Here is a 20,591-nt window from a genome sequence, read left to right as displayed (position 1 = left end):
CTCAAGTCTGATCTGACTGGTGCCTAGCATCATAAAGAGCCGCTGACAGTTTTGCTTTTGTGAAAGGTTTAAACAGAATATTTGCATCCGCAGGAATATCTTTGTCCGCAGTAAAAGCTGTACCAGCAAAGCCGGACATCAATTGCACTGCTTTTTCCGGGTACTGGCTACGGACATATTTGTAAATATCAATGCCTGACATGCTTCCGGGCAGGATGACATCACTCAATACAATATCAACATCTTGTATAATAAGTGCCTCCAAAGCTTCCGCCCCTGTCTTACAAACGAGTGTCTCATATCCAATGGAGGAAAGTTGAGTTTTAACGAGTTCACGTAACTCTTCATTATCTTCGACCACAAGGACACATTCTCCCTGACCCAGCTTGACGACATCATCCACACTAACATTAGTGTCTTCATCACTTTCACTAAAGACACGTGGCAGCATTAGCTTGATTGAAGTTCCCTCACCCGGCTCACTGTAAATACTGACATGGCCACCTGATTGCTTGGCAAAGCCAAAGACCATACTCAACCCAAGGCCGCTCCCCTTACCAACTTCTTTGGTCGTGAAAAATGGTTCAAATATCCGCTCCATCAGTTCGGGTTCGATACCTGATCCATTGTCGGAAACAACTACGCAAACATATTGTCCTGCCTTTAATTCCTGCTTGCCAGCCACATACTCATCATCAAGTTCAATATTAAAACTCTCAAGACTAATTGAACCGCTACCATTCATTGCATCTCTTGCATTAACCACAAGGTTCATTAGCGCATTTTCCAACTCATTCGGATCAACTAAAACCGACCAAGTATCTTCAAACTGAAGGTGAAAATCTATCCCCTCACCCACAGCCCGTTGCAGCAGCGCTTTGATATCCGCGATCACTTTCTGCGGCCGAACCCGTTTTGGATGCAACGCCTGTTGACGGGAATAGGCCAGCAATTGATGGGTTAGCGCAGCCCCTTTCTCTGCCCCGCGCATCGCATCATTGAGTAATTTACGCATCGGTTTAGCAAGCTTTTCATCCTCCAGCGCCAGCTCCAGATTTCCAATAACAACTGACAGCAAGTTATTAAAATCATGAGCGATTCCGCCTGTTAGCTGTCCGACAACCTCTAGTTTTTGCGATTGTCGCAGTTGCGCTTGTGCGGCTTCCGCTTCCTGTTGAGCCTCGACTTCAGCGGTAATGTTCGAAGACATGCCACGATAGCCTAAGAAATTACCTTTACTATCGTATCTTGGCTTACCACTGGTGGAAAAATAGAATACACGACCATCGTCCATCGACCATTTAAACAATATATTTTTATAGGGTTGCAGAGTTTCCAGAATATGATGATATTCGTCCCAACTCATGCCTTGTATTTCCTGGAACGCTAAATCATCTCGGCGGGTACCAAGCAATGGGCTTTGGGGTTGGTCAAATACTTTTGCTTCTGGTTGTCTGGCAATAAAAGAATAACGATGCTCTGTATCAGTCTCCCAAATAATATCAGACGCAATGGACACAATGTCTTCAAAACGCCTTTCACTTTCCTGAAAATCATTGAAGACACCGGTGAGAGTTTTACCCACCTCATTGAACTCTGAAATTGTAAATGGCTGAATAATCGGGTTGAGCTCACGCCGCCCAACTTCCCTCGCATAATCGATGAGAGCTTCCAAGGGTTGCAATATCTGACGATGCGTCAAATAAATAGCGAGTATTGAGATACCCAGTGTGAATAGCAGAGCAGCACCAGAAGATAAGAAAAACAACTCTTCAAGCGATTGATTAAAATCTGCAGGAAGAATAGAGAGAGTTGTAATTTGTAAATCAGGGACTTTTTCTCCAAGTACTAAAGAGCGAACGGAGGTCCCTTCAATTGCAGAGGAAAACTGACCTGTTTGCACATATTCCTCAATCACAGCTCGGCTCACTTCACCCACATGGGTCAGGGTGTTACCGTCTATAATTAAAGACGTCGAAATAGCGTTACTACGCGACAGTATCTCTTCCATCAAGCTGCTGTTATCTTTGAGAAAAATACCGCTCAACAGGTATCCGGTCACTCGGCCCAGCCTTGGATCAACCAACTCACTCTGATAATATAATAGAACATTATTGATGCCACCATTATCGCGCTTTTCGATAGCCCAGTTCCATCTTTGAATTCGGGGTTTCGCTGTCCGAAAACTGCTGCGAATGGCTGGATATTCCTCGAATTCAGAGCTAACCTCAGTTATGATATTCCCTTCGCTGTCAAGGATAGCAATGAAATCAATCCGACCTTCTTCTTGTGAGTAAAAAGCCCCTCTGATCAAGTCTTCTGCAGGGAACCCTCGGCTATTTTTGAGAGAAGAAAGCTCCTCTGCGAGTAAATCTGTGTAGTCAGAAATCGCCTCCAGTTCTTTATCCAGAACCAGATCCCCAACAATTCCTGAAATTTCCTCTATGCGCTCCTTTTCACTCTCAACAACAAGGCTTGAACTGTAATAAGTGACGATCAACATCACCACGCCAAATAACGTCAATAATGAAAACTGACTAATCAGGATTAATACGGAAAGAGATATTCCGCTTTTTGGAAGAAACTTACTCAGAATATCGGAACGCACGCTTCTTCAAAGCCTCAATTTCAAGGTCATTCATATCACTGTCTACTAAAACCATATCACCAGAGTAAATTGTTGGGACTTTATTCTTAGACCTGACTGGGCCAAAACAATAGCGTCAGCCATGGCGACACCGTTGTCATCATTCATTCGCATTACCGTTAGAGTCATTTTATTAGATCTCAGGGCCTCTAATTCAGCGCTACCGCCCCCCCAACCGTTTGTAATGACTTTCCCTTGCAGCCCCATTTCTTCAACTGCATCAATTACACCGAGGGCGATATCCGTAGATGCACTGAAAATAAACTTTAAGTTGGGATGTGTTTTCAGAACCTCTAGCGCCGCTTCACGTGATTTCTCTCTATTAAATCCAACGAAATAGGAATCCTTCAACACCATGTTTTTATTTTTCTGCATGGCCTGTAGAAAAGTTCCTCCGCGCATGTCACTGACATATCCCTTTGGACCGTAAAAAATGGCGTATTCAGCTCCATTTGGGAATAGCTCGAAGTATCTCTCAACGAGTAATCCAGTTCCCAATGCGTGATCAAACCCGACATACTGAAAAGGTTGAAGTGCAGAAAACTCTTTAAGCGGTGTTGTGATATTCTGTAAAATTACTTGGGTGGAACTTCTCGCAAGCAATTTACGAATGACATTTTTATGGCGATTTACGTTTAAAGTAAAAATGAGGTAATCTGGTTCTTGTGCCAAAAACTCTCCGAGTTTCTGCCCCTGTTCGCCGACACTTTCGCCGGGCTTGGTAAAATGGGTAATCAATTCATATTTTTGACCAGCTTCCTGCAAACGCTTTTCGAGTGATACAATGCTACGACGCCAGTAATCTGATACCTGCAAGCCAGGGTATACAACAGCTATTTTGGCAACTGCATTAGATGAGTTAGTTGTCCTGGCCTCTTTTCGAACAGCAATGGAAAAAGTTTCGCTAAGTGCGACTTGTTCAACATTAAGCGACAAAAACTCTTCAACTGTCCAATAGTCTTCGAATCTGCTCGCAGAGACCGAATTAATACTCCCCACAGTAGAAACTGCTATACACAGTGCGATCAGCAGAATTCGAAGCATTAGATACCTCCCACTTCCATACTCACGACATCCTGAATATTAAGCATATCCTAAAATACTTATAAAGTTTTAAATATTTACAGAAATTTTAGTATTGGTTGAACGTGGGTCACCGTATTAACAGTGAGAAGTCATAAAAACTGATTGCTTCGGCTCAAACATAGCGGATAGTCTGTCATCAAAAATAATATGGAAATTTAGCATGTCCCGCCCATTAGACGATATTCTTGTTATTTCACTTGAGCAGGCTGTAGCAGCCCCGTATCTATCCTCACGACTTGCGGATGCCGGTGCCAGAGTTATTAAGATTGAACGTCCTGAAGGAGATTTCGCCCGCCAATATGACAGTGTTGTAAATGGACAAAGTGCTTACTTTGTCTGGCTCAACAGGGGTAAAGAATCCATTCAGTTGAACATTAAAGACGATCAAGATCTAAGACTGCTAAAGTCTATGATACAAAAGGCAGACATATTTATTCAAAATCTGGCACCGGGTGTTGTGAATAAATTTGGACTCGACTGTGAAAGTTTAAGAGAAAAGCGCCCGGAACTCATTACAGTGGATATTTCTGGATATGGAGAAAGCGGTCCGTTTACTCAAATGAAAGCCTATGACATGCTGGTGCAATCAGAAACTGGCCTGGCGATGGTTACCGGATCTCCTGATGAGCCTGGGCGCGTTGGTGTATCCGTTTGTGATATTGCCGCGGGTATGCACGCGCTTGTCGCTGTTCTTGAAGCATTATATGAACGAAAAACCACTGGAATAGGAAAATCCATCAAATCCACATTATTTGCTGGAATGGCGGATTGGATGACAGTGCCATTACTTCATCAGGAATATGGAGGAAAAGCACCCGGTCGCGGTGGGTTACGGCACCCGTCCATTGCGCCTTACGAAGCTTTTGAAACTGGAGATGGTGATAAGATTGTCATTTCCATTCAAAATCAACGCGAATGGCGTAATCTGTGTGAGATTGCTCTAGAGGCCCCGCACCTGCTGGAAAATCCAAGCTATAGATCCAATGAAGATAGAGTAGCCAATCGTGATCAGCTTCATCAAGACATTAGCAAAATTTTTAAGACAATGTGCAGACAGGAAGCCAGTGAACGACTACTAAAGGCGAAAGTTGCTTTTGGATCTTTGAATTCAGTTGAAGATTTATCCCTTCACCCTCAGTTGGAACGCGTTGAAGTGCAAAGCCCAAAAGGACCTGTAAAACTTGTTTCATCACCGATAAAGTTCAAGGATCAAAAAGAGGTCTATGGTCCTATTCCTGAGTTGGGTGAGCATAACGACAGGCTACGCAAAGAGTTTGGCGATGCCCAATGACGTCTGCGCGTGAAACCAGATTACAGGAAAAATTCGGCCCTGCTTATAAATGGATGGCGGGCTTTTCCGTAATATTAGGATTATTGACAGCTATTTTCTCGTCAACAATGGTGAATGTTGCCTTGACCGACATCATGGCAACTTTTGATATTACACAGGCTTCTGCTCAGTGGATGTCGACAGCCTTTCTGAGCGCGTCTTGCGTGGCCATGCTCACCACCGCCTGGCTTATGAATAATTTTGGCGCCCGTTCAACATTCCTGATTGCCATTGCAGCTTTTTCCATTGGAAGCCTGATCGGATGGCAGTCAATTAATTACGAAATTCTTGTGTCTGCCCGCATACTTCAGGGTATCGGCGCCGGCATCTTGCAACCCCTTTCAATGTCACTGATTTTTATGCTCTTTCCAGCTGAAATGAGGGGAAGAGCTATGGGTTTATTTGGAATGGGTGTGGTCATAGGACCAGCAATGGGCCCTGTCATTGGAGGCATTATTACAGATAGTCTGGATTGGCACACAACCTTCGCAGTTGTCCTTCCGCTGGCACTATTAGCGGGACTACTCGGTTACCTATTGCTCCCTGACAAATCAGAAAACCGCCCAATTGCTAGGTTTAATTTCCAAAGCCTCATACTTATCAGCGCTTGTGTAGCCTGCCTGCTAAGCGGATTGTCGAACAGTCAGTTTTTCCCTTTTTCAAGTTTACTTGTATTCCCGTATTTACTTATCGCCGCAATTACTCTCGTTTTGTTTTTGATAAGAGACGTGAAAAGCACTAACCCGCTAGTTCAACTGGCGTTGTTTAAAGATCCACGGATCTGTGCGTCAGCTATTATTGGGGCACTCACCAGCGCGGGTATGTTTTCCAGCTTTTATACAATTCCACTATTTTCCAGAACTGTTCAGCAGACCAGCGCAACAGATGCCGGTTTGCTTTTGTTACCTGCAGGACTGCTGCTTGTGATTGTGTTTCCCATAGTTGGACGTTTGATAGACAGAATGCCGAGCTATCCATTGATCCTGATCGGTCAGGTAACGTTTGTGTGTTCAACTGTTGCACTCAGTTATGCAACAGCAGACACCAGTTTTCTCTATCTCGCGGGTTGGATCATAATCAGCCGTATCGGGCTTGGCTTTATCATGCCTTCAAACAGCACATATTCGCTTTCAATTGTGCAGGCTCATCAGGTTCCCGACGCATCTGGTGCACTGAACTTTCTTAGAATACTTGGCGGTACTATCGGTGTAAATTTGACAGCTCTATTAATCACCGCTCGATCAGATTTTCATTTAAATGAAGCCATGCAAGTTTCGGGACAACAAGTCCTTACTGAGGTCGATCAGATAAGGGCACTAACTCTTGTTTTTGAGGATGTCTTTCTTGTGACGGCTTCAGTCTTCGCTCTATCACTTCTGCCCGCCCTATACCTTACATATTCATTCCTAACCGCAACAAAAAAACCCCGCTAGTAAATTGCGGGGTTTTCTGTGAGACTAATAATTTATACGCCCGAAAATGTTTTCTTTTCCTCAACCATTTTCGCAAGTAGTGCTGAAGGTTTGAAAAATTCGCCGTGCTCTTTTTCGTATTCGAGCAAGGTGTTATATACATTTTCCAGTCCGATAGAGTCTGCGTAACGCATGGGTCCACCACGATATACTGGCCATCCATATCCATAAACCCAGATCACATCAATATCGCTTGCGCGAGAGGCAATTCCTTCTTCGAGAATTTTACACCCTTCATTGATCATTGGATAAATACAACGCTTTAGAATTTCATCATCTGAAATTTTACGACGTGTAATGCCGGCTTCCTTCGAAGCTTTGATAATGATGTCTTCAACAATTGGGTCAGGTGTAGGAGTTCTGCTACCATCTTTATACAGATAATATCCAGAACCAGTCTTCTGCCCAAACCGGCCGAGTTCACAAATGGCATCGGCGATTGGGCTGGTTACGCCTTTTCCTTGACGAATACGCCATCCAACATCATTACCGGCAAGATCTGCCATTGCGAATGGTCCCATTGGGAAACCAAAGTCAAAGAGTACTCTGTCAACGTCTTGAGGCAGTGCACCTTCCATGAGAAGTTCTGTAGCTTGCTCGGATCTCCGATGGAGCATCCGATTACCAACGAAACCTTCGCAAACACCAACCATTGCAGGAACTTTGCCAATTCGTTTGGCAAGCGCCATACAGGTTGCCATAACGGTCGCACTGGTTTTCTTGGTGCGAACTTCCTCCAAAAGCTTCATGACATTGGCTGGGCTGAAGAAATGCAGACCGATTACATATTCCGGACGCTTCGTCACATCACCAATTTCATCAATATTCAAAGTAGAGGTATTCGTCGCAAGAATTGCCCCGTCTTTACAGATGGCATCCAATTTGGTGAACAGCTCTTTCTTAACGTCCATATTTTCAAAGATTGCCTCAATGACAATATCCACGTCTTTGAGATCTTCCAGATTTGTCGAACCAGTGAGCAAGCTCATGCATTTATCCATGGCTTCCTGGCTCATGCGTCCTTTGGAAACTGTTGCCGCATAGTTTTTCTCAATGACAGCAATACCTTTGTCCAAAGCTTCCTGCGTTGTCTCAACAATGGTGACCGGAATACCAGCCTGCAGGAAGTTCATGGCGATACCACCTCCCATTGTGCCAGCACCTACGATACCACAGGTATTAATATCAATTAGCGGTGTTTCTTTCGGTACATCTGGAATTTTTGCCGCCTGGCGTTCTGCGAAGAAGAAATACCGTTGACTGATTGACTGTTCACCAGTCATCAGTTCCATGAACAGTTCCCGCTCCCTTTTAAGACCTTCGGGGAAAGGAAGCTCAACCGCCGCCTGAACGGCCTTGATACAATTTTCAGGAGCCTGAAAACCGCGAGTTTTACGAGCAATTGATTTTCTGAAATCATCGAAAATCGCAGGATTGTCTTTAGCTTCCTGAAGGCGTTCATTCTGATCACTAATTTTGACCAGTGGCTTGCCTTCTGCAACCACCTTTTTCGCAAATGCAATCGCGCCCGCCTTTAAATCAGTTTCGATAACCTCACTGACCAAGCCAACTTCCTGGGCTTTTTTTGCGTTGATAGGATTACCGCTGGTAATCATTTGAAGTGCCATTGGAACACCCACCACCCTTGGCAGACGTTGTGTGCCACCAGCACCTGGAAGAATTCCCAATTTCACCTCTGGAAGCCCTACTCTCGCCCCCGGATTAGCAACGCGATAATGAGCCCCCAAGGCTGTCTCAAGACCGCCGCCCAAGGCTGTACCATGAATGGCAGCAACAACGGGTTTCGGGCACATTTCAATATGGGCGATTACTTCATTAAGACTTGGGCCGACCAGAGGCTTACCAAACTCGGTAATATCAGCGCCAGCAATAAATGTCCGGCCATCACACCACAAAACAACCGCAGAAACACTGTCGTCAATTCCAGCGATTTCAATTCCTTTTTTAATCCCTTCGCGCACACCCGCGCTCAGTGCGTTTACAGGAGGATTATTGATGACAATAACGCCAACTCCATCCTCGACCTCGTAACTCACCATATCTGTAATTGCAGTCATTAATTATTCCTTCCAAGGTTTGACTGATTGCTGTTTTTAGCTGCGTGTCGGATCGTCGGAAACCTGTACCAGCAGCTTGCCGAAATTTTTACCTTTCAAAAGCCCCAGGAACGCCTCTGGTGCATTTTCAATTCCCTGTACGATATCTTCCTTGTATTTGACCTTGCCTTCGCGAATCCAACCACCGAGATCCCTGACAACATCAGGAAAACGGTCATAGTGATCAAAGCTTATAAAACCTCTAAGCATGATACGTTTTACCAGCATCTGCCAAAAAAGGCAGGTAGTTTATTGGGGCCTTCCGGATCGCCTGTCATATTATAATTAGCTATACGGCCGCAGAGTGGAATTCGCGAAAAGTCGTTCATCAACGGAAAGACTGTATCAAAAACAATTCCGCCAACATTCTCAAAATAGATATCTACACCTTTGTCGCACGCAGCCGCCAGTTTTTGAGCAAAATCCGCGTCTTTGTAGTTAACGCATTCGTCAAAACCCAATTCATCCACTACGTAAGCGCATTTTTCTGGGGAACCGGCGACACCGACCACTTTACATCCTTTGATTTTTGCGATCTGTCCGACGATAGATCCGACTGCCCCTGAAGCTGCAGACACAACAACAGTTTCGCCTTCTTTTGGCTTGCCTATGTCAAGAAGACCCGCGTAAGCGGTAAGGCCAGGCATACCAAGAATACCAACACCCGTCGAAATAGGAGCATTTTTTGGATCAACCTTCATGACACCCTGCCCGTCTGAAAGACTGTGAGACTGCCAGCAGGTTTGGGAAACCACATATTCACCTTCAGCGAAACCATCCAGGTTTGATTTTACAACCACAGAAACACCTGTGCCTGACATTGGATCACCCAGTTGTGCCGAAGCCGCGTAGCTTTTGGTATCATTCATCCGCCCCCTCATATAAGGGTCAAGTGACATATAAATCGTCTTGAGCAGCATCTGGCCTTCACCCGGCTCAGGTACAGGTGTTTCTGCGTATTCAAAATTGTCCAGTGTTGGCTCCCCGTGAGGGCGGGATTTCAGCAGCCATTGTTTATTCATTTCTGACATTTTCATCACTTCCTGTTAGTTGAATTTCATGATGTCTTCAAATTGGTCATTATATAACCGGCTTACAAGTTCCGCCCTGTTATCAAGGACGGCGCGCTGATTTATATATTGTTTATCGGTAATCTCGTTTTTGTCCGCCGACAGCGGGCTTCCCATAATCAACGCACTACCGACAAAGCGGCTTTTAGACGGAAATTTGGTGTTATGTGCCGTAATTTTTTCCGAAATTTTTGCCATCAACTCACTGTCCGTGATTATGGAAAGCGGTCCCTTATCAACAAAACCTCTCTTTATCGCGTCTTTGACCACAAACTCGCTGGGTACAATTAAAATTGACAAAAATTCTTTGTCATGACCCGCAATCACAACATCACGCGCAAAAGGATCTAACGCGTCAATGAGAGTCAATCGCAGACTCCCGGTTTCCACCCAAGTTCCGTTAGACAATTTAAAGTCTTCCGACACACGCCCTTTAAAGGCCAGTCCCCGTTCGGGCTGCTGGGGATCAATGAATTGCACAGCATCCCCGATGCAATAAAACCCATCTTCGTCAAAATAATCTTTCGTTAAATCAGGTCGTTTGTAATAGCCCGAGTGAACAGCGGGACCTTTTAAGCGAACTTCAAATTTATCCTGTACAGGAACCAGTTTGAGCGTAATGCCTGAATAAGGAACGCCAACCAAGCCCACCTGATCTTCGTTCCAGAAAACAGCCGTTCCCATTGCTGTTGTTTCGGTTGCGCCCCAGCCGGTTCCTACAGGAATTCGCTTACCGGTATATTTCACTGCCTGAACCTGCAAACGTTCAAACAATTCCTGAGACAGCGCGGCACCTCCGTAATTGCAAAGGCGCATTCGCTCAAAAAATGCACGCCCCAATTCCTCGTCCTGCTCCATCTGATCAAGCAGGAAACTATAAGCCGTTGGAACTGAACTGAAGCGCGTTGGTTTGATCCGCTTGATATTTTCAATTGTCCGTTGGAACAACCCTGGAACCGGCTTTCCATCGTCCAAATACATGGTTCCACCCAATCGCAAACATCCTAGAAAGTTAGCGTTTGCTCCAAAAGTATGGTGCCACGGGAGCCAGTCCAGAAATATGGTTGGATTCCCCTCAGGATCTCTCGGTTCTGACATCAGCTCCACCATTTTTTGAGCGGAGCATAACATTTCCTGTGTATTGGGAACTGCTTTGGGCATCCCGGTTGACCCAGATGTAAACAATATCTTTGCAAGCGACGCTGGTTGCACTTTTGCACGTGCTGCACGGACCCTGTCACTCTCACAAATCCCCAACATGTCTTCAAAACGAATTCCACCATGCGTGTCACCAGAAACAGTAACTGTCTGAAGGTCAAATTCACCAAGCACATTCAACGCCTTACCATACAAATCACCATCTTCAGCAAAGACCAGATTTGCACCTACCAGTTCACTGGCATAACGCAACCGTTCAAAATCTGCACTCATTAAAGAATATGACGGCGACAACGGTGCAATTGGCACTCCGATTTGCAGGGCGGCCATCGTTAGAAGTGCATGAGCAAAACTGTTACCGGACAGAATTAAAACAGGCGTTTCGGCGTTATAGCCATTATTTAGAAGCCAAGTGCTAATCTGATCAGCTTTGTCAGCCGCTTCTTTAAATGTCAGTTGCGGCCAGTCTTCATCAGGACTGCATTTCACTAGACAAGCCCTGTCGGGCACCTCTTCTGCTGACTTTAACCAATAGTTTGCAATATTTTTTTCATATTCTCCGATTGAAATATTGTTGGTAATCAGATATGAGCCATCCTTCGATTTTTGAACGGAGATATCTGGTTTAGGTCGGTTTAGTTCCAAATATGGTATTGAGCTAGTCATGCCGGTCACGTCTCCCCCAGTGATTTTTTTAGTTCAGTTTTTATTGGCTGACTGGTAGTGTTTTACGATATTGACAAATTGTCATGAAAAATACCAGCGTCAGCTGTAAAAAAAAATAATAAGGGGTAACTTTTACATGACGGATGCATTGGAGGGGAAACTTGCAACCGATCGTGCCAGTAAACGTAAAGCAGAAAAACGGGGAAGACTGCTAAGCGCCGCACGAAAACTATTCATTCAACGCGGGTATCACGAAACGCGTCCGCAAGATATTGCCCGGGCGGCTGATGTTGCGCACGGTACTTTTTACAGCCATTTTCACGACAAGCGCGAGATTTTCATGGCATTCGCGAGTGAAGCTCAGGAAGACCTCCATCAATTTGTGGTAGAGCGAATCCCTAAAGTTGAAAGCTTCGAGGAGTATATTTATTACGCTCTTAATGCCATTCAGGAATTCGCCGAACAAAATCCGGGGCTTTTACGTTCTGCTCTTGTTGACACAAAAGTTTTTGACCCATCAGATTCAACCGGCAAGGTTGTGAGAAGCAAATTTGCTGCTGGCTTCATAAAAATCCTGAAAATGTCCAGAACCAATGACGAACTATATGATGATATAGATCCGGAATTGATGGGGCATGCCATGATGGGATTGATCCAGTCAACAGCGCCACAAGCCTATCGCATGGGAAAAAGCAGAGAAGAATTTGTACAACTTCTTGCGAGGTTTTTAATTCGTGCGATGGTGAAGTCTCCAAAAAACCTTTGAGATTAATTATTCCAGGGAGTATGCGGACCACCACCTTTTCTTGACGAGGCCGAAGGAACAGAAGTCCGCCGTGAAGTTTGCGCCTTTGGACGCAACCGAGCCATTTCCAACAAACGTGCTATTCTGTTTTGCGTTGAAGGATGTGTTGAAAATAAATTGTCAGCACCCTTTCCGTGGAGCGGGTTTACAATAAACAGATTTGCCGAAGCCGGATTTTGTTCAGCAACGGGATTTTCAATATAACTTGCACCCTTTTCCAATTTGTGAAGTGCACTCGCCAGCCACTCGGGGTTACCACATATCTCACCACCCAATTTGTCGGCGGAATATTCACGAGTGCGACTAATCGCCATTTGCACCAGCATTGCAGCAACAGGTGCTAAGACGACCATCAACAAAGTCCCAACCACCCCAAGGTTATTGTTTCGATTACCACCAAAAAACAATGCAAAATTGGCGAGCATACTGATCGCCCCTGCAATGGTGGAGGTCACGGTCATAATCAATGTGTCACGATTTTGAATATGCGCGAGCTCATGAGCCATCACACCTGCCAGTTCTTCACGGGTGAGCATTTTCAACAATCCTGTTGTTGCAGCAACAGCCGCATTTTCGGGATTTCGACCAGTTGCAAAGGCGTTCGGCTGAGGATTGTCCATAATATAGACTTTTGGCATCGGCAAGCCAGCATTCTGAGCAAGCTTTCGGACCAGCGCCACATATTCCGGGGCGTCTGCGTCTGACACCTGCCTGGCACCATACATCCGAAGCACCAGTTTATCTGAATTCCAGTAGGCAAAACCGTTCATTGCAATTGCAACAGCCAGAGCAATAAACATTCCGCTCTCACCACCGATGGCAAAACCAACACCTAGGAAGAGCGCAGTTATACCCGCAATCAGGATACCCGTTTTAAAGAAATTCATGACCTATGCCTCCATAGACAACAGATCTTTGAGATAAGAAAAATAATGCATCCTTCAATATGGACTGTCAAAAATATATACTGATCGGGTAACAAATTTGAGTCGCACTGCCATAGAATTACCCTATTGGCGCCTCACGCAGAACAACTATTCAGTTCACAGTTAAACTTCCTTTTACAAAGCACTGATTTAAAATCGTAAAAGGAGTTCGAGTAGTCACTCGGAGGCGCTCTGTGCTTCGGTAAGCACAGAGGGGAACGGCAGGGGTCAACAGCCTGCCGTTCTCTCTTTATACAAGCTGAACTAACTTACGATTGCAGCCTTGATTGCTTCAATTGCAGCAGAGGCAGCCGAAGCATTGGGTCCACCTGCTTGCGCCATATCAGGTCGTCCGCCGCCGCCCTTGCCTCCAAGTGCTTCTGAACCAAGCCGAACAAGATCGACCGCGTTCACGTCAGGTGTCAAATCATCTGTAACCCCAATTACGATGGATGCCTTTCCGTCATTATCAGCGATCAGAACCACTATACCAGACTTAATCTGAGCTTTTATTTCATCAGCCATTGGCTTTAAGTCACGAGGGGGCACATCACCAATTACGCGAGCCACAAAATTATGTCCCGCAACGGTATCTACTGCCGCTGCGTTTTGAGAACCACCCGTAGCAAGCTTTTTACGGGTTTCTTTGAGTTCTTTTTCAAGCTTTTTGCGCTCTTCAAATAACGCATGTACGCGAGAGGCTAAATCTGCAGGAGACGCTTTAAGCGCTTCTGCTGCGCTGTTAAGTAAGCCCTCACGCTCGTTAATATAATCTAGGGCCGCTTCTCCCGCGACAGCCTCAATACGCCGAACACCAGCGGCAAGACCACTTTCACTCACAATTTTAAGCAAGCCAATATCGCCAGTTCGCTCCACATGTGTACCGCCACAAAGTTCGGTTGAATATGATCGGCCTACCCCTTTCGAGGCTCCACACCGCCCATGGAAACTACACGAACCTCATCTCCATATTTTTCCCCAAAAAGGGCCATAGCACCGGCCTTAATTGCCTCCTCGGGTGTAGTTAGATGCACTTCAACTTTAGCGTTTCGGCGAATACGGTCATTCACATCCTTTTCTACCTGCCGCAATTCTTCACTGCTAATTGGCTTTGGATGTGCAATATCAAATCGAAGCCTGTCCTCCGCGACCAGAGATCCTTTTTGCGTTACATGATCACCTAGGCGTTGACGAAGCGCCTCATGCAATAAATGAGTAGCAGAATGATGAGCTTTGAGTCGTGATCGACGCTCCTTCTTCACCTGTGTATTAACGACATCTCCGACTTTGGCGGAGCCTTGAAGCACCTTTCCTACATGAACAAAAAGGTTCTCTTTTTTCTGAGTATCGGTAACATCAATTTTAAGGCCGTTCTCATTCACCAGGTCGCCGCAATCACCTTCCTGGCCACCAGATTCCGCATAAAATGCGGTCTGGTTCAGTATCACCATGACGTCATCCCCTTCCGTTACAGAAGGAACTTCCTTACCATCCACTATCAAGGCCTGTACCTGCCCTTCTGCAGACTCTGTCTGGTACCCCAAGAATTCTGTTGCACTTAACTTATCACTCAAATCAAACCAGAGTTTGTCAGTTGCAGCATCGCCGGATCCGGACCAGGCGGCACGCGCAGCTTCTTTTTGCTTGGTCATAGCCGCATCAAAGCCAGCTTCGTCAAGCTCACGCCCCTGTCCTCTGAGGATGTCCTTTGTCAGATCCAAAGGAAAACCGTATGTGTCATAGAGTTTGAAAGCAACATCACCAGAGAGGGCTTCACTATCACCCAACTTTTCGGTTGCATCCTCCAGCAACTTCAAGCCGCGGCCTAGGGTCTCCTTAAAACGGGTTTCCTCGGTCTTCAATGTCTCTGTAATAAGGGATTGGGCACGCTCCAACTCTGGGAAGCTGCCCCCATTTCATCGACCAAAGTCGGCACCAACTTCCAGACCATCGGATCCTTGGCGCCCAAGAGATGAGCATGACGCATGGCCCGTCGCATAATCCGGCGCAGCACATAACCCCGCCCTTCGTTAGATGGAAGAACACCATCCGCAATGAGAAATGATGAAGACCGCAAATGATCAGCAATTACGCGATGGGAGACCGCAAACTCACCATCAGCCGAAACATTGGACGCATCAGCAGAGGCTTCAATAATCCGCCGCATCAAGTCGATATCATAGTTGTCGTGCTTACCTTGTAGAACCGCCGCAATCCGCTCAAGCCCCATACCGGTGTCAATGGATGGACGAGGCAAATTCAAACGCTCACCTCCCGCTTGCTGTTCGAATTGCATGAAGACCAGATTCCAAATTTCGATAAACCGGTCACCATCCTCATCTGGAGAGCCTGGAGGACCACCAGGGATTTTTTCGCCATGATCAAAGAAAATTTCCGAGCATGGTCCGCAAGGTCCAGTATCACCCATCGACCAGAAATTATCGGATGTTGCTATCCGGATAATCCGATCATCGGAAAGTCCGGCAATTTTTTTCCATAAATCAACGGCCTCCTCATCATCATGATAAACGGTAACCAAAAGCTTTTCTGTAGGAAGAGCAAACTCTTTAGTGAGCAGGTTCCACGCAAGTTCAATCGCCAGATCCTTGAAATAGTCACCAAATGAGAAATTACCCAGCATCTCGAAAAACGTATGGTGACGAGCTGTATAACCAACATTTTCAAGGTCGTTGTGTTTTCCACCGGCACGGACGCATTTTTGCGTAGTTACAGCTCGATTATAATCTCGCTTTTCCTGACCAGTAAAAACGTTCTTGAACTGCACCATACCCGCGTTTGTGAAGAGCAGTGTAGGATCATTTCTGGGTACAAGCGGTGAACTATCAACTATCTCATGACCATTTTTGCCGAAATAGTTGAGGAAACCAGATCGAATATCTTTTGCCGTTGTCATTTTCTACACTCTCCATCGCCATTTATCTGGCAAGGGCTACTTTCATGCTCAGTCAAACTGCTGTTCAACCACGCCTTTTAACGTGACTACGCGATTGTGTCCAGCGGGATACAAGTATCTAGGCCACTCCTACTGGATCAAACCATTATTTCCTGCTATTGAAACAGTATCAGAGAATAACAACCAAAAAACATATCGGGCCGAAAAGCCCCTAATCAGAAAATCGGAATTACTCGTGACATTCATCGATGAAAAGCCGCAGGCGGCAATTGAGGATATACTAAAACGTTTTGAAAAAGCAGGCTATATCTGCGATCAGCATATTGCCACATCCATTTATTTGTCACAAAAACTGGACAAACCAATTCTGGTTGAGGGTCCTCCGGGCGTTGGCAAAACCGAATTGGCAAAAGCGACTGCGGAACTGTTGGGGACAGACTTAATCAGGCTCCAATGCTATGAAGGGCTGGACGAATCCAAAGCGTTATACGAATGGAAGTATGGAAAACAGCTTCTGTATACTCAAATTCTCAAAGAAAAACTGAGAGATTTGCTAGAGGATGCACAAGGACTGGAAGCCTCAATTGACAGATTACATCAATTTGGCGACCACTTCTTTTCAGACAAATTCCTGGAAGCAAGGCCGTTGCTACAGGCTTTGAAATCTGAAAAACAATGTGTGCTTCTGATAGACGAAATTGACAAGTCCGATCACGAATTTGAGGCTTATCTGCTGGAAATATTGTCAGATTATCAAATAACTGTCCCAGAAATTGGAACCATCAAAGCCAAGACAAAACCTGTCGTATTTCTGACAAGCAATAACAATCGTGAGATGGGCGATGCCCTTAAGAGACGATGTCTGCATCTATACATTCCTTTTCCAGACAGCAAACGTGAAAAACAAATTATTCAAGCTAGAATCCCTGATATTGACGCCAGTTTACGGGACCAGCTCGTTGAATTTGTTCAGCAACTTCGAACACAAGATCTCAAAAAACTACCCGCAGTTAGTGAAACAATTGATTGGGCGCGCACGCTGATGCTTTTGCATGCTGATAGTCTGGATGCTGATCTGGTGCGTAACACCCTCAATATAATTCTAAAATTTGAAGACGACATTGATAATATGGATATTGAAATTCCGAAAATGATAGCTGCTGCAAAGAAAGCTGCCCGCGCATGAACCGCCCCTTAGCCGATTTCATAGAGATGTTGCGTTATTCGGATGTTCCCGTCTCCATTGGCGAAGCAATGGATGCTGCACGTACAATTGAACTGATCGGCTATCAGGACCGCGCCCTGCTTAAAACGGCACTTGGTCAAGTCATGGCAAAAACTGCTGAGGAAGTTGTCAGTTTTAATGACTGCTTTGATCAATTCTTCTCACTCAATACCGAACTCGATCTGGACACTCCCTTAAATTCAAACGAAGCTCCGATTGAAGCGCCAACGGCACCAGAAGATTTTCCTCCGGAACTTGGTCAATTGGACCAAACAGTCCAAGGGCAAGGCGGTGGAGATGGCGCCGGCGGCGGATCCTCTGGGCAGCAAGGGAGCGACGGTGCTCCCCAAACCAGCCTGCTTGAGATGCTTGAAAATGCGGACCGCGCAGGCCTTACAATGGCGATTACCCAATCCGCTGATTCTGTGGGGCTATCAAATATAGTTCTATCCACACAACGAGGGCTATTCACTCGTCGCATAATGGAAGATATGGGGCTTGGGGATATCACACAGGAAATTAGTGATCGGCGCAGCAACGAGCGGGAAACTGAAGCTTCTGAGCTTGAGCGCAGACTGAACATACTGTTTGAAGCTGTCCGAGACTATGTTGATCGTCAACTGGCGCTGACTGCATCTGGTAAAAGCAACGAATTCCGTCAGGAAGTCCTTAAGAAAGTTCGCCTTTCAAATATTGAAAACCGTGATTTCAAAGTAATGCGCGAAATGGTGCGTAAAATGGCGAAACGTTTGACCGACATGAATTCGCGGGTTCGAAAGGTAAAAAATCGCGGGCATTTGGACATTCGCAAAACCATGCGTCGAAATATTGCCTACGACGGGATCATGTTTGAAACTTACTGGAAACAGAAAGAGAAAGACCGTCCAAAAGTTCTTGCCGTGTGTGACGTTAGTGGATCAGTTGCTGCTGTGGCCCGTTTTCTACTGCTGTTCCTCTACAGTATGAATGAAGTCCTGCCCAATGTCCGCTCTTTCGCATTTTCCGGCGAACTTGGTGAAGTCACAGATCTGTTTAACCGATATGGCCCAGAGGAAGCCATCCCAGAAGCGATTGAACGTTTTGGGGGCCGATCGACAGACTATGGCCGGGCTATGGAAGATTTCCGGGACTTGGTAATGGATCAAATCGACAATCGGACTACTGTCATTTTTCTGGGGGATGGTCGGTCGAACGGCGCAGACCCAAGAGTTGATATTCTGCGAGAAATCAAAAACAAATCCAAGCGTGTCATTTGGCTAAACCCGGAGCGCAAGAATATTTGGGGCTCCGGCGATTCCGAGATGCGGAAAATTTCACCTAACTGTACAACAGTTGAGGTATGTAATTCACTCAATAAGCTTGAGCTGGTCATTCGGGACTTATTAAAGACAGGATAACCATTCACGCCAACGCGATTTTTAGTAGTTAGTATTCAAGGTAAATTACATGCTCGATCTGTTCAGCGACACACCTCTTCTCGTAGGTATGATTGTTACTTTAGCTGCCACCGGTATTTTTGGCGGCATTCTGGCTGGTCTGCTTGGAGTGGGTGGAGGCATTGTTATTGTACCGGTACTGTTCCATGTACTTCCTTTCTTCAACGTACCTGAAGACATCAGAATGCATGTGGCGGTTGGCACATCCCTCGCCACAATAATACTGACCTCCATATCCTCTGCCCGCTCTCATTATAAAAAAGGAGCGATCGACACTGATCTGCTAAAGACCTGGGGACCTGTTATTCTGTTAGGGGTTCTGGGTGGGACATGGATGGCAACGGTCGTAAATTCAGCTATACTGACTGGTGTATTTGCGGTTCTCGCACTTCTCGTTGCAGCCAATATGGCTTTTCGTCCAGAAGGGGCGCATATAGCCAACCAACTTCCACCGCGCCCCATACGGGATTTCCTTGCGTTATTCATAGGGTGGTTTTCCGCAATGATGGGAATTGGCGGGGGGACTTTTACTGTACCAATCCTGACATTGTTTAACTACCCCATTCGCAAGGCCGTCGGAACCGCTTCGGCAATCGGTTTAATCATATCTTTTCCTGGAACAATTGGGTTTTTGTACTCAGGCCTTTCTGCTGCAGGCTTACCGCCCGGGAATATCGGTTATGTTAATATGCTGGGATTTTTTGTAATTGTTCCAATGACAATCCTGTTTGCTCCAGTGGGCGCGCATATTGCACATAGTATAGAGACAAAACTTCTCAAGCTGGCATTTGCGGTCTTTCTGTTTCTGACATCACTTCGAATGTTTTATAGTCTGATGACGTAATCACCAAATGAAAGACCCTCGTGCGCCAACTGGAAAATTACTTACCTCACGTTGTTGAAGATCTTCATTGGGTCATTAAGAGCCCATTCCTCACTCGCAACCTGCCCGAGCCGGATTTTCGCAACCACAAGGGAACAAACCAGTTACTTAAAAGGCTTGAGGAAAATCCAGAAATTATTCTCGATGACCTTGCGTTGATGAAGCGGCATAATCTGGGCAGTTATTTTGAAACACTAGTCTCTTTTTGGTTAAAGAATTTACCCGATGTTCAAATTATAGCCCAAAATCGCCAAATCAGAAACGAGGGGAACACCATAGGGGAGCTCGATCTGGTTTTTTTGTTTAACGACGTCTACTACCATTGGGAGCTTGCCGTAAAATTCTACGCAAACACCGACGATACAAGCCAAGAGAGCTGTTGGGTTGGACCGTTAAAAAAAGATACCCTTAAACGCAAATTTACCCGGCTATTCGATCACCAACTGCCAATGGTGAACCACGCTATTAAAACCCTAAATCTTCGACCAGAGCTACCTGTTAAGTCATCTCCTTTTGTTAAGGGCGTCCTCTTTCATAAACGTCGGTCCAATACAACCGATATAAAATTACCTGCAAGAGTAAACCCCAATTGCCAGAAAGAAATATGGCTTAGTGTCGGCGAACTGCCCCGGCACTTTAAAAACATGCCCACTCACTTTGCTGCCCTACCTAAACTTCACTGGTTTTCAACAAATGTTTACGCAGACTGGCAGCAACTGACACACTATTCGCAAATTGAAAAACTTGTGAATCTGAACGAACGACCTCAATTAATTGCCTTTGGAAGCAGCAAGCACGGCTCTCACCCTCCTCTGCAAATTGCCAGACATTTTATTATGCCAGACGATTGGTGAAG

The 20,591-nt window shown here is 45.6% G+C and carries 14 protein-coding genes and 1 pseudogene; 7 read left to right on the top strand and 8 right to left on the bottom strand.

From position 1 onward, the window contains the following. Position 1 precedes the first annotated feature (1 nt). Positions 2-2,608, bottom strand: coding sequence for an ATP-binding protein (locus JCM23214_RS22705; RefSeq protein WP_025899535.1), 2,607 nt, complete (start codon positions 2,606-2,608; stop codon positions 2-4). 45 nt (positions 2,609-2,653) lie between these two features. After that, positions 2,654-3,691, bottom strand: coding sequence for a substrate-binding domain-containing protein (locus JCM23214_RS21035; protein WP_051548187.1), 1,038 nt, complete (start codon positions 3,689-3,691; stop codon positions 2,654-2,656). 202 nt (positions 3,692-3,893) lie between these two features. Between JCM23214_RS21035 and JCM23214_RS14265 the strand changes: the two genes are divergently transcribed. Both JCM23214_RS14265 and JCM23214_RS14260 read left to right on the top strand, forming a co-directional pair. Then, positions 3,894-5,024: a CaiB/BaiF CoA transferase family protein gene (locus JCM23214_RS14265; RefSeq protein ID WP_025899534.1), complete on the top strand. Its 1,131-nt coding sequence runs from the start codon at positions 3,894-3,896 to the stop codon at positions 5,022-5,024. Beyond that, entirely contained in the window at positions 5,021-6,496 is a 1,476-nt protein-coding gene (locus tag JCM23214_RS14260; protein WP_025899533.1) for a DHA2 family efflux MFS transporter permease subunit, read from the top strand. Before JCM23214_RS14265 ends, JCM23214_RS14260 begins: the two co-directional genes overlap by 4 nt. Positions 6,497-6,528: 32 nt before the next feature. Here JCM23214_RS14260 and JCM23214_RS14255 read toward each other — a convergent pair whose 3' ends face one another. Genes JCM23214_RS14255 through JCM23214_RS14245 form a run of 4 tightly spaced genes read right to left on the bottom strand, consistent with a single transcriptional unit; the run spans position 6,529 to position 11,546 of the window. Further along, complete coding sequence (locus JCM23214_RS14255) at positions 6,529-8,613, bottom strand: 3-hydroxyacyl-CoA dehydrogenase NAD-binding domain-containing protein (RefSeq protein WP_025899532.1); 2,085 nt, start codon at positions 8,611-8,613, stop codon at positions 6,529-6,531. 36 nt (positions 8,614-8,649) lie between these two features. Next, on the bottom strand, positions 8,650-8,862 hold the full coding sequence (locus tag JCM23214_RS25620) for a hypothetical protein (protein WP_234397742.1): 213 nt from the start codon (positions 8,860-8,862) through the stop codon (positions 8,650-8,652). 8 nt (positions 8,863-8,870) lie between these two features. After that, complete coding sequence (locus JCM23214_RS21030; RefSeq protein WP_234397741.1) at positions 8,871-9,683, bottom strand: NADP-dependent oxidoreductase; 813 nt, start codon at positions 9,681-9,683, stop codon at positions 8,871-8,873. 15 nt (positions 9,684-9,698) lie between these two features. Next, positions 9,699-11,546, bottom strand: a complete 1,848-nt coding sequence (locus tag JCM23214_RS14245; RefSeq protein ID WP_037493618.1) for an AMP-binding protein — start codon at positions 11,544-11,546, stop codon at positions 9,699-9,701. Between the two features lie 136 nt (positions 11,547-11,682). On the opposite strand from JCM23214_RS14245, the gene JCM23214_RS14240 reads away from it, so the two are divergent. Further along, positions 11,683-12,312 (top strand): TetR/AcrR family transcriptional regulator, encoded by a 630-nt coding sequence (locus tag JCM23214_RS14240; protein ID WP_025899530.1) that lies wholly within the window; start codon positions 11,683-11,685, stop codon positions 12,310-12,312. Positions 12,313-12,314: 2 nt separating this feature from the next. Here the strand turns inward: JCM23214_RS14240 and htpX are convergent, their stop codons facing one another. Together htpX and alaS are read right to left on the bottom strand one after the other, a co-directional pair. After that, positions 12,315-13,238, bottom strand: a complete 924-nt coding sequence (gene htpX, locus JCM23214_RS14235; RefSeq protein ID WP_025899529.1) for a zinc metalloprotease HtpX — start codon at positions 13,236-13,238, stop codon at positions 12,315-12,317. 303 nt (positions 13,239-13,541) lie between these two features. Further along, positions 13,542-16,191, bottom strand: a pseudogene (gene alaS, locus JCM23214_RS21025) (alanine--tRNA ligase). Between the two features lie 244 nt (positions 16,192-16,435). On the opposite strand from alaS, the gene JCM23214_RS14225 reads away from it, so the two are divergent. Genes JCM23214_RS14225 through JCM23214_RS22700 form a run of 4 tightly spaced genes read left to right on the top strand, consistent with a single transcriptional unit; the run spans position 16,436 to position 20,589 of the window. Continuing rightward, a complete protein-coding gene (locus tag JCM23214_RS14225) occupies positions 16,436-17,377 on the top strand; it encodes an AAA family ATPase (RefSeq protein ID WP_025899528.1) in 942 nt (313 codons plus the stop codon). Next, positions 17,374-18,813, top strand: coding sequence for a VWA domain-containing protein (locus tag JCM23214_RS14220; protein ID WP_025899527.1), 1,440 nt, complete (start codon positions 17,374-17,376; stop codon positions 18,811-18,813). The genes JCM23214_RS14225 and JCM23214_RS14220 overlap by 4 nt, the downstream gene beginning before the upstream one ends. A gap of 49 nt (positions 18,814-18,862) precedes the next feature. Further along, a complete protein-coding gene (locus tag JCM23214_RS14215; RefSeq protein ID WP_025899526.1) occupies positions 18,863-19,696 on the top strand; it encodes a sulfite exporter TauE/SafE family protein in 834 nt (277 codons plus the stop codon). Between the two features lie 20 nt (positions 19,697-19,716). Further along, positions 19,717-20,589: a DUF1853 family protein gene (locus JCM23214_RS22700; protein ID WP_025899525.1), complete on the top strand. Its 873-nt coding sequence runs from the start codon at positions 19,717-19,719 to the stop codon at positions 20,587-20,589. Positions 20,590-20,591: the final 2 nt, after the last annotated feature.

This window comes from Sneathiella glossodoripedis JCM 23214 (assembly GCF_000616095.1).
GTDB classification, from domain to species: Bacteria; Pseudomonadota; Alphaproteobacteria; order Sneathiellales; family Sneathiellaceae; genus Sneathiella; species Sneathiella glossodoripedis.
The sequence above is the reverse complement of the archived record's forward strand: the minus strand, read 5'-3'. Positions and strand labels throughout refer to the sequence as shown.

Bases quoted from the DNA above. Each gene is read 5' to 3' on its own strand.
- JCM23214_RS14240 (WP_025899530.1), top strand. From the start codon at position 11,683: ATGACGGATGCATTGGAGGGGAAACTTGCAACCGATCGTGCCAGTAAA.
- JCM23214_RS25620 (WP_234397742.1), bottom strand. From the start codon at position 8,862: ATGCTTAGAGGTTTTATAAGCTTTGATCACTATGACCGTTTTCCTGAT.
- JCM23214_RS21035 (WP_051548187.1), bottom strand. From the start codon at position 3,691: ATGCTTCGAATTCTGCTGATCGCACTGTGTATAGCAGTTTCTACTGTG.
- JCM23214_RS21030 (WP_234397741.1), bottom strand. From the start codon at position 9,683: ATGTCAGAAATGAATAAACAATGGCTGCTGAAATCCCGCCCTCACGGG.
- JCM23214_RS14265 (WP_025899534.1), top strand. From the start codon at position 3,894: ATGTCCCGCCCATTAGACGATATTCTTGTTATTTCACTTGAGCAGGCT.
- JCM23214_RS14260 (WP_025899533.1), top strand. From the start codon at position 5,021: ATGACGTCTGCGCGTGAAACCAGATTACAGGAAAAATTCGGCCCTGCT.
- JCM23214_RS14245 (WP_037493618.1), bottom strand. From the start codon at position 11,546: ATGACTAGCTCAATACCATATTTGGAACTAAACCGACCTAAACCAGAT.
- htpX (WP_025899529.1), bottom strand. From the start codon at position 13,238: ATGAATTTCTTTAAAACGGGTATCCTGATTGCGGGTATAACTGCGCTC.
- JCM23214_RS14215 (WP_025899526.1), top strand. From the start codon at position 18,863: ATGCTCGATCTGTTCAGCGACACACCTCTTCTCGTAGGTATGATTGTT.
- JCM23214_RS14220 (WP_025899527.1), top strand. From the start codon at position 17,374: ATGAACCGCCCCTTAGCCGATTTCATAGAGATGTTGCGTTATTCGGAT.
- JCM23214_RS14255 (WP_025899532.1), bottom strand. From the start codon at position 8,613: ATGACTGCAATTACAGATATGGTGAGTTACGAGGTCGAGGATGGAGTT.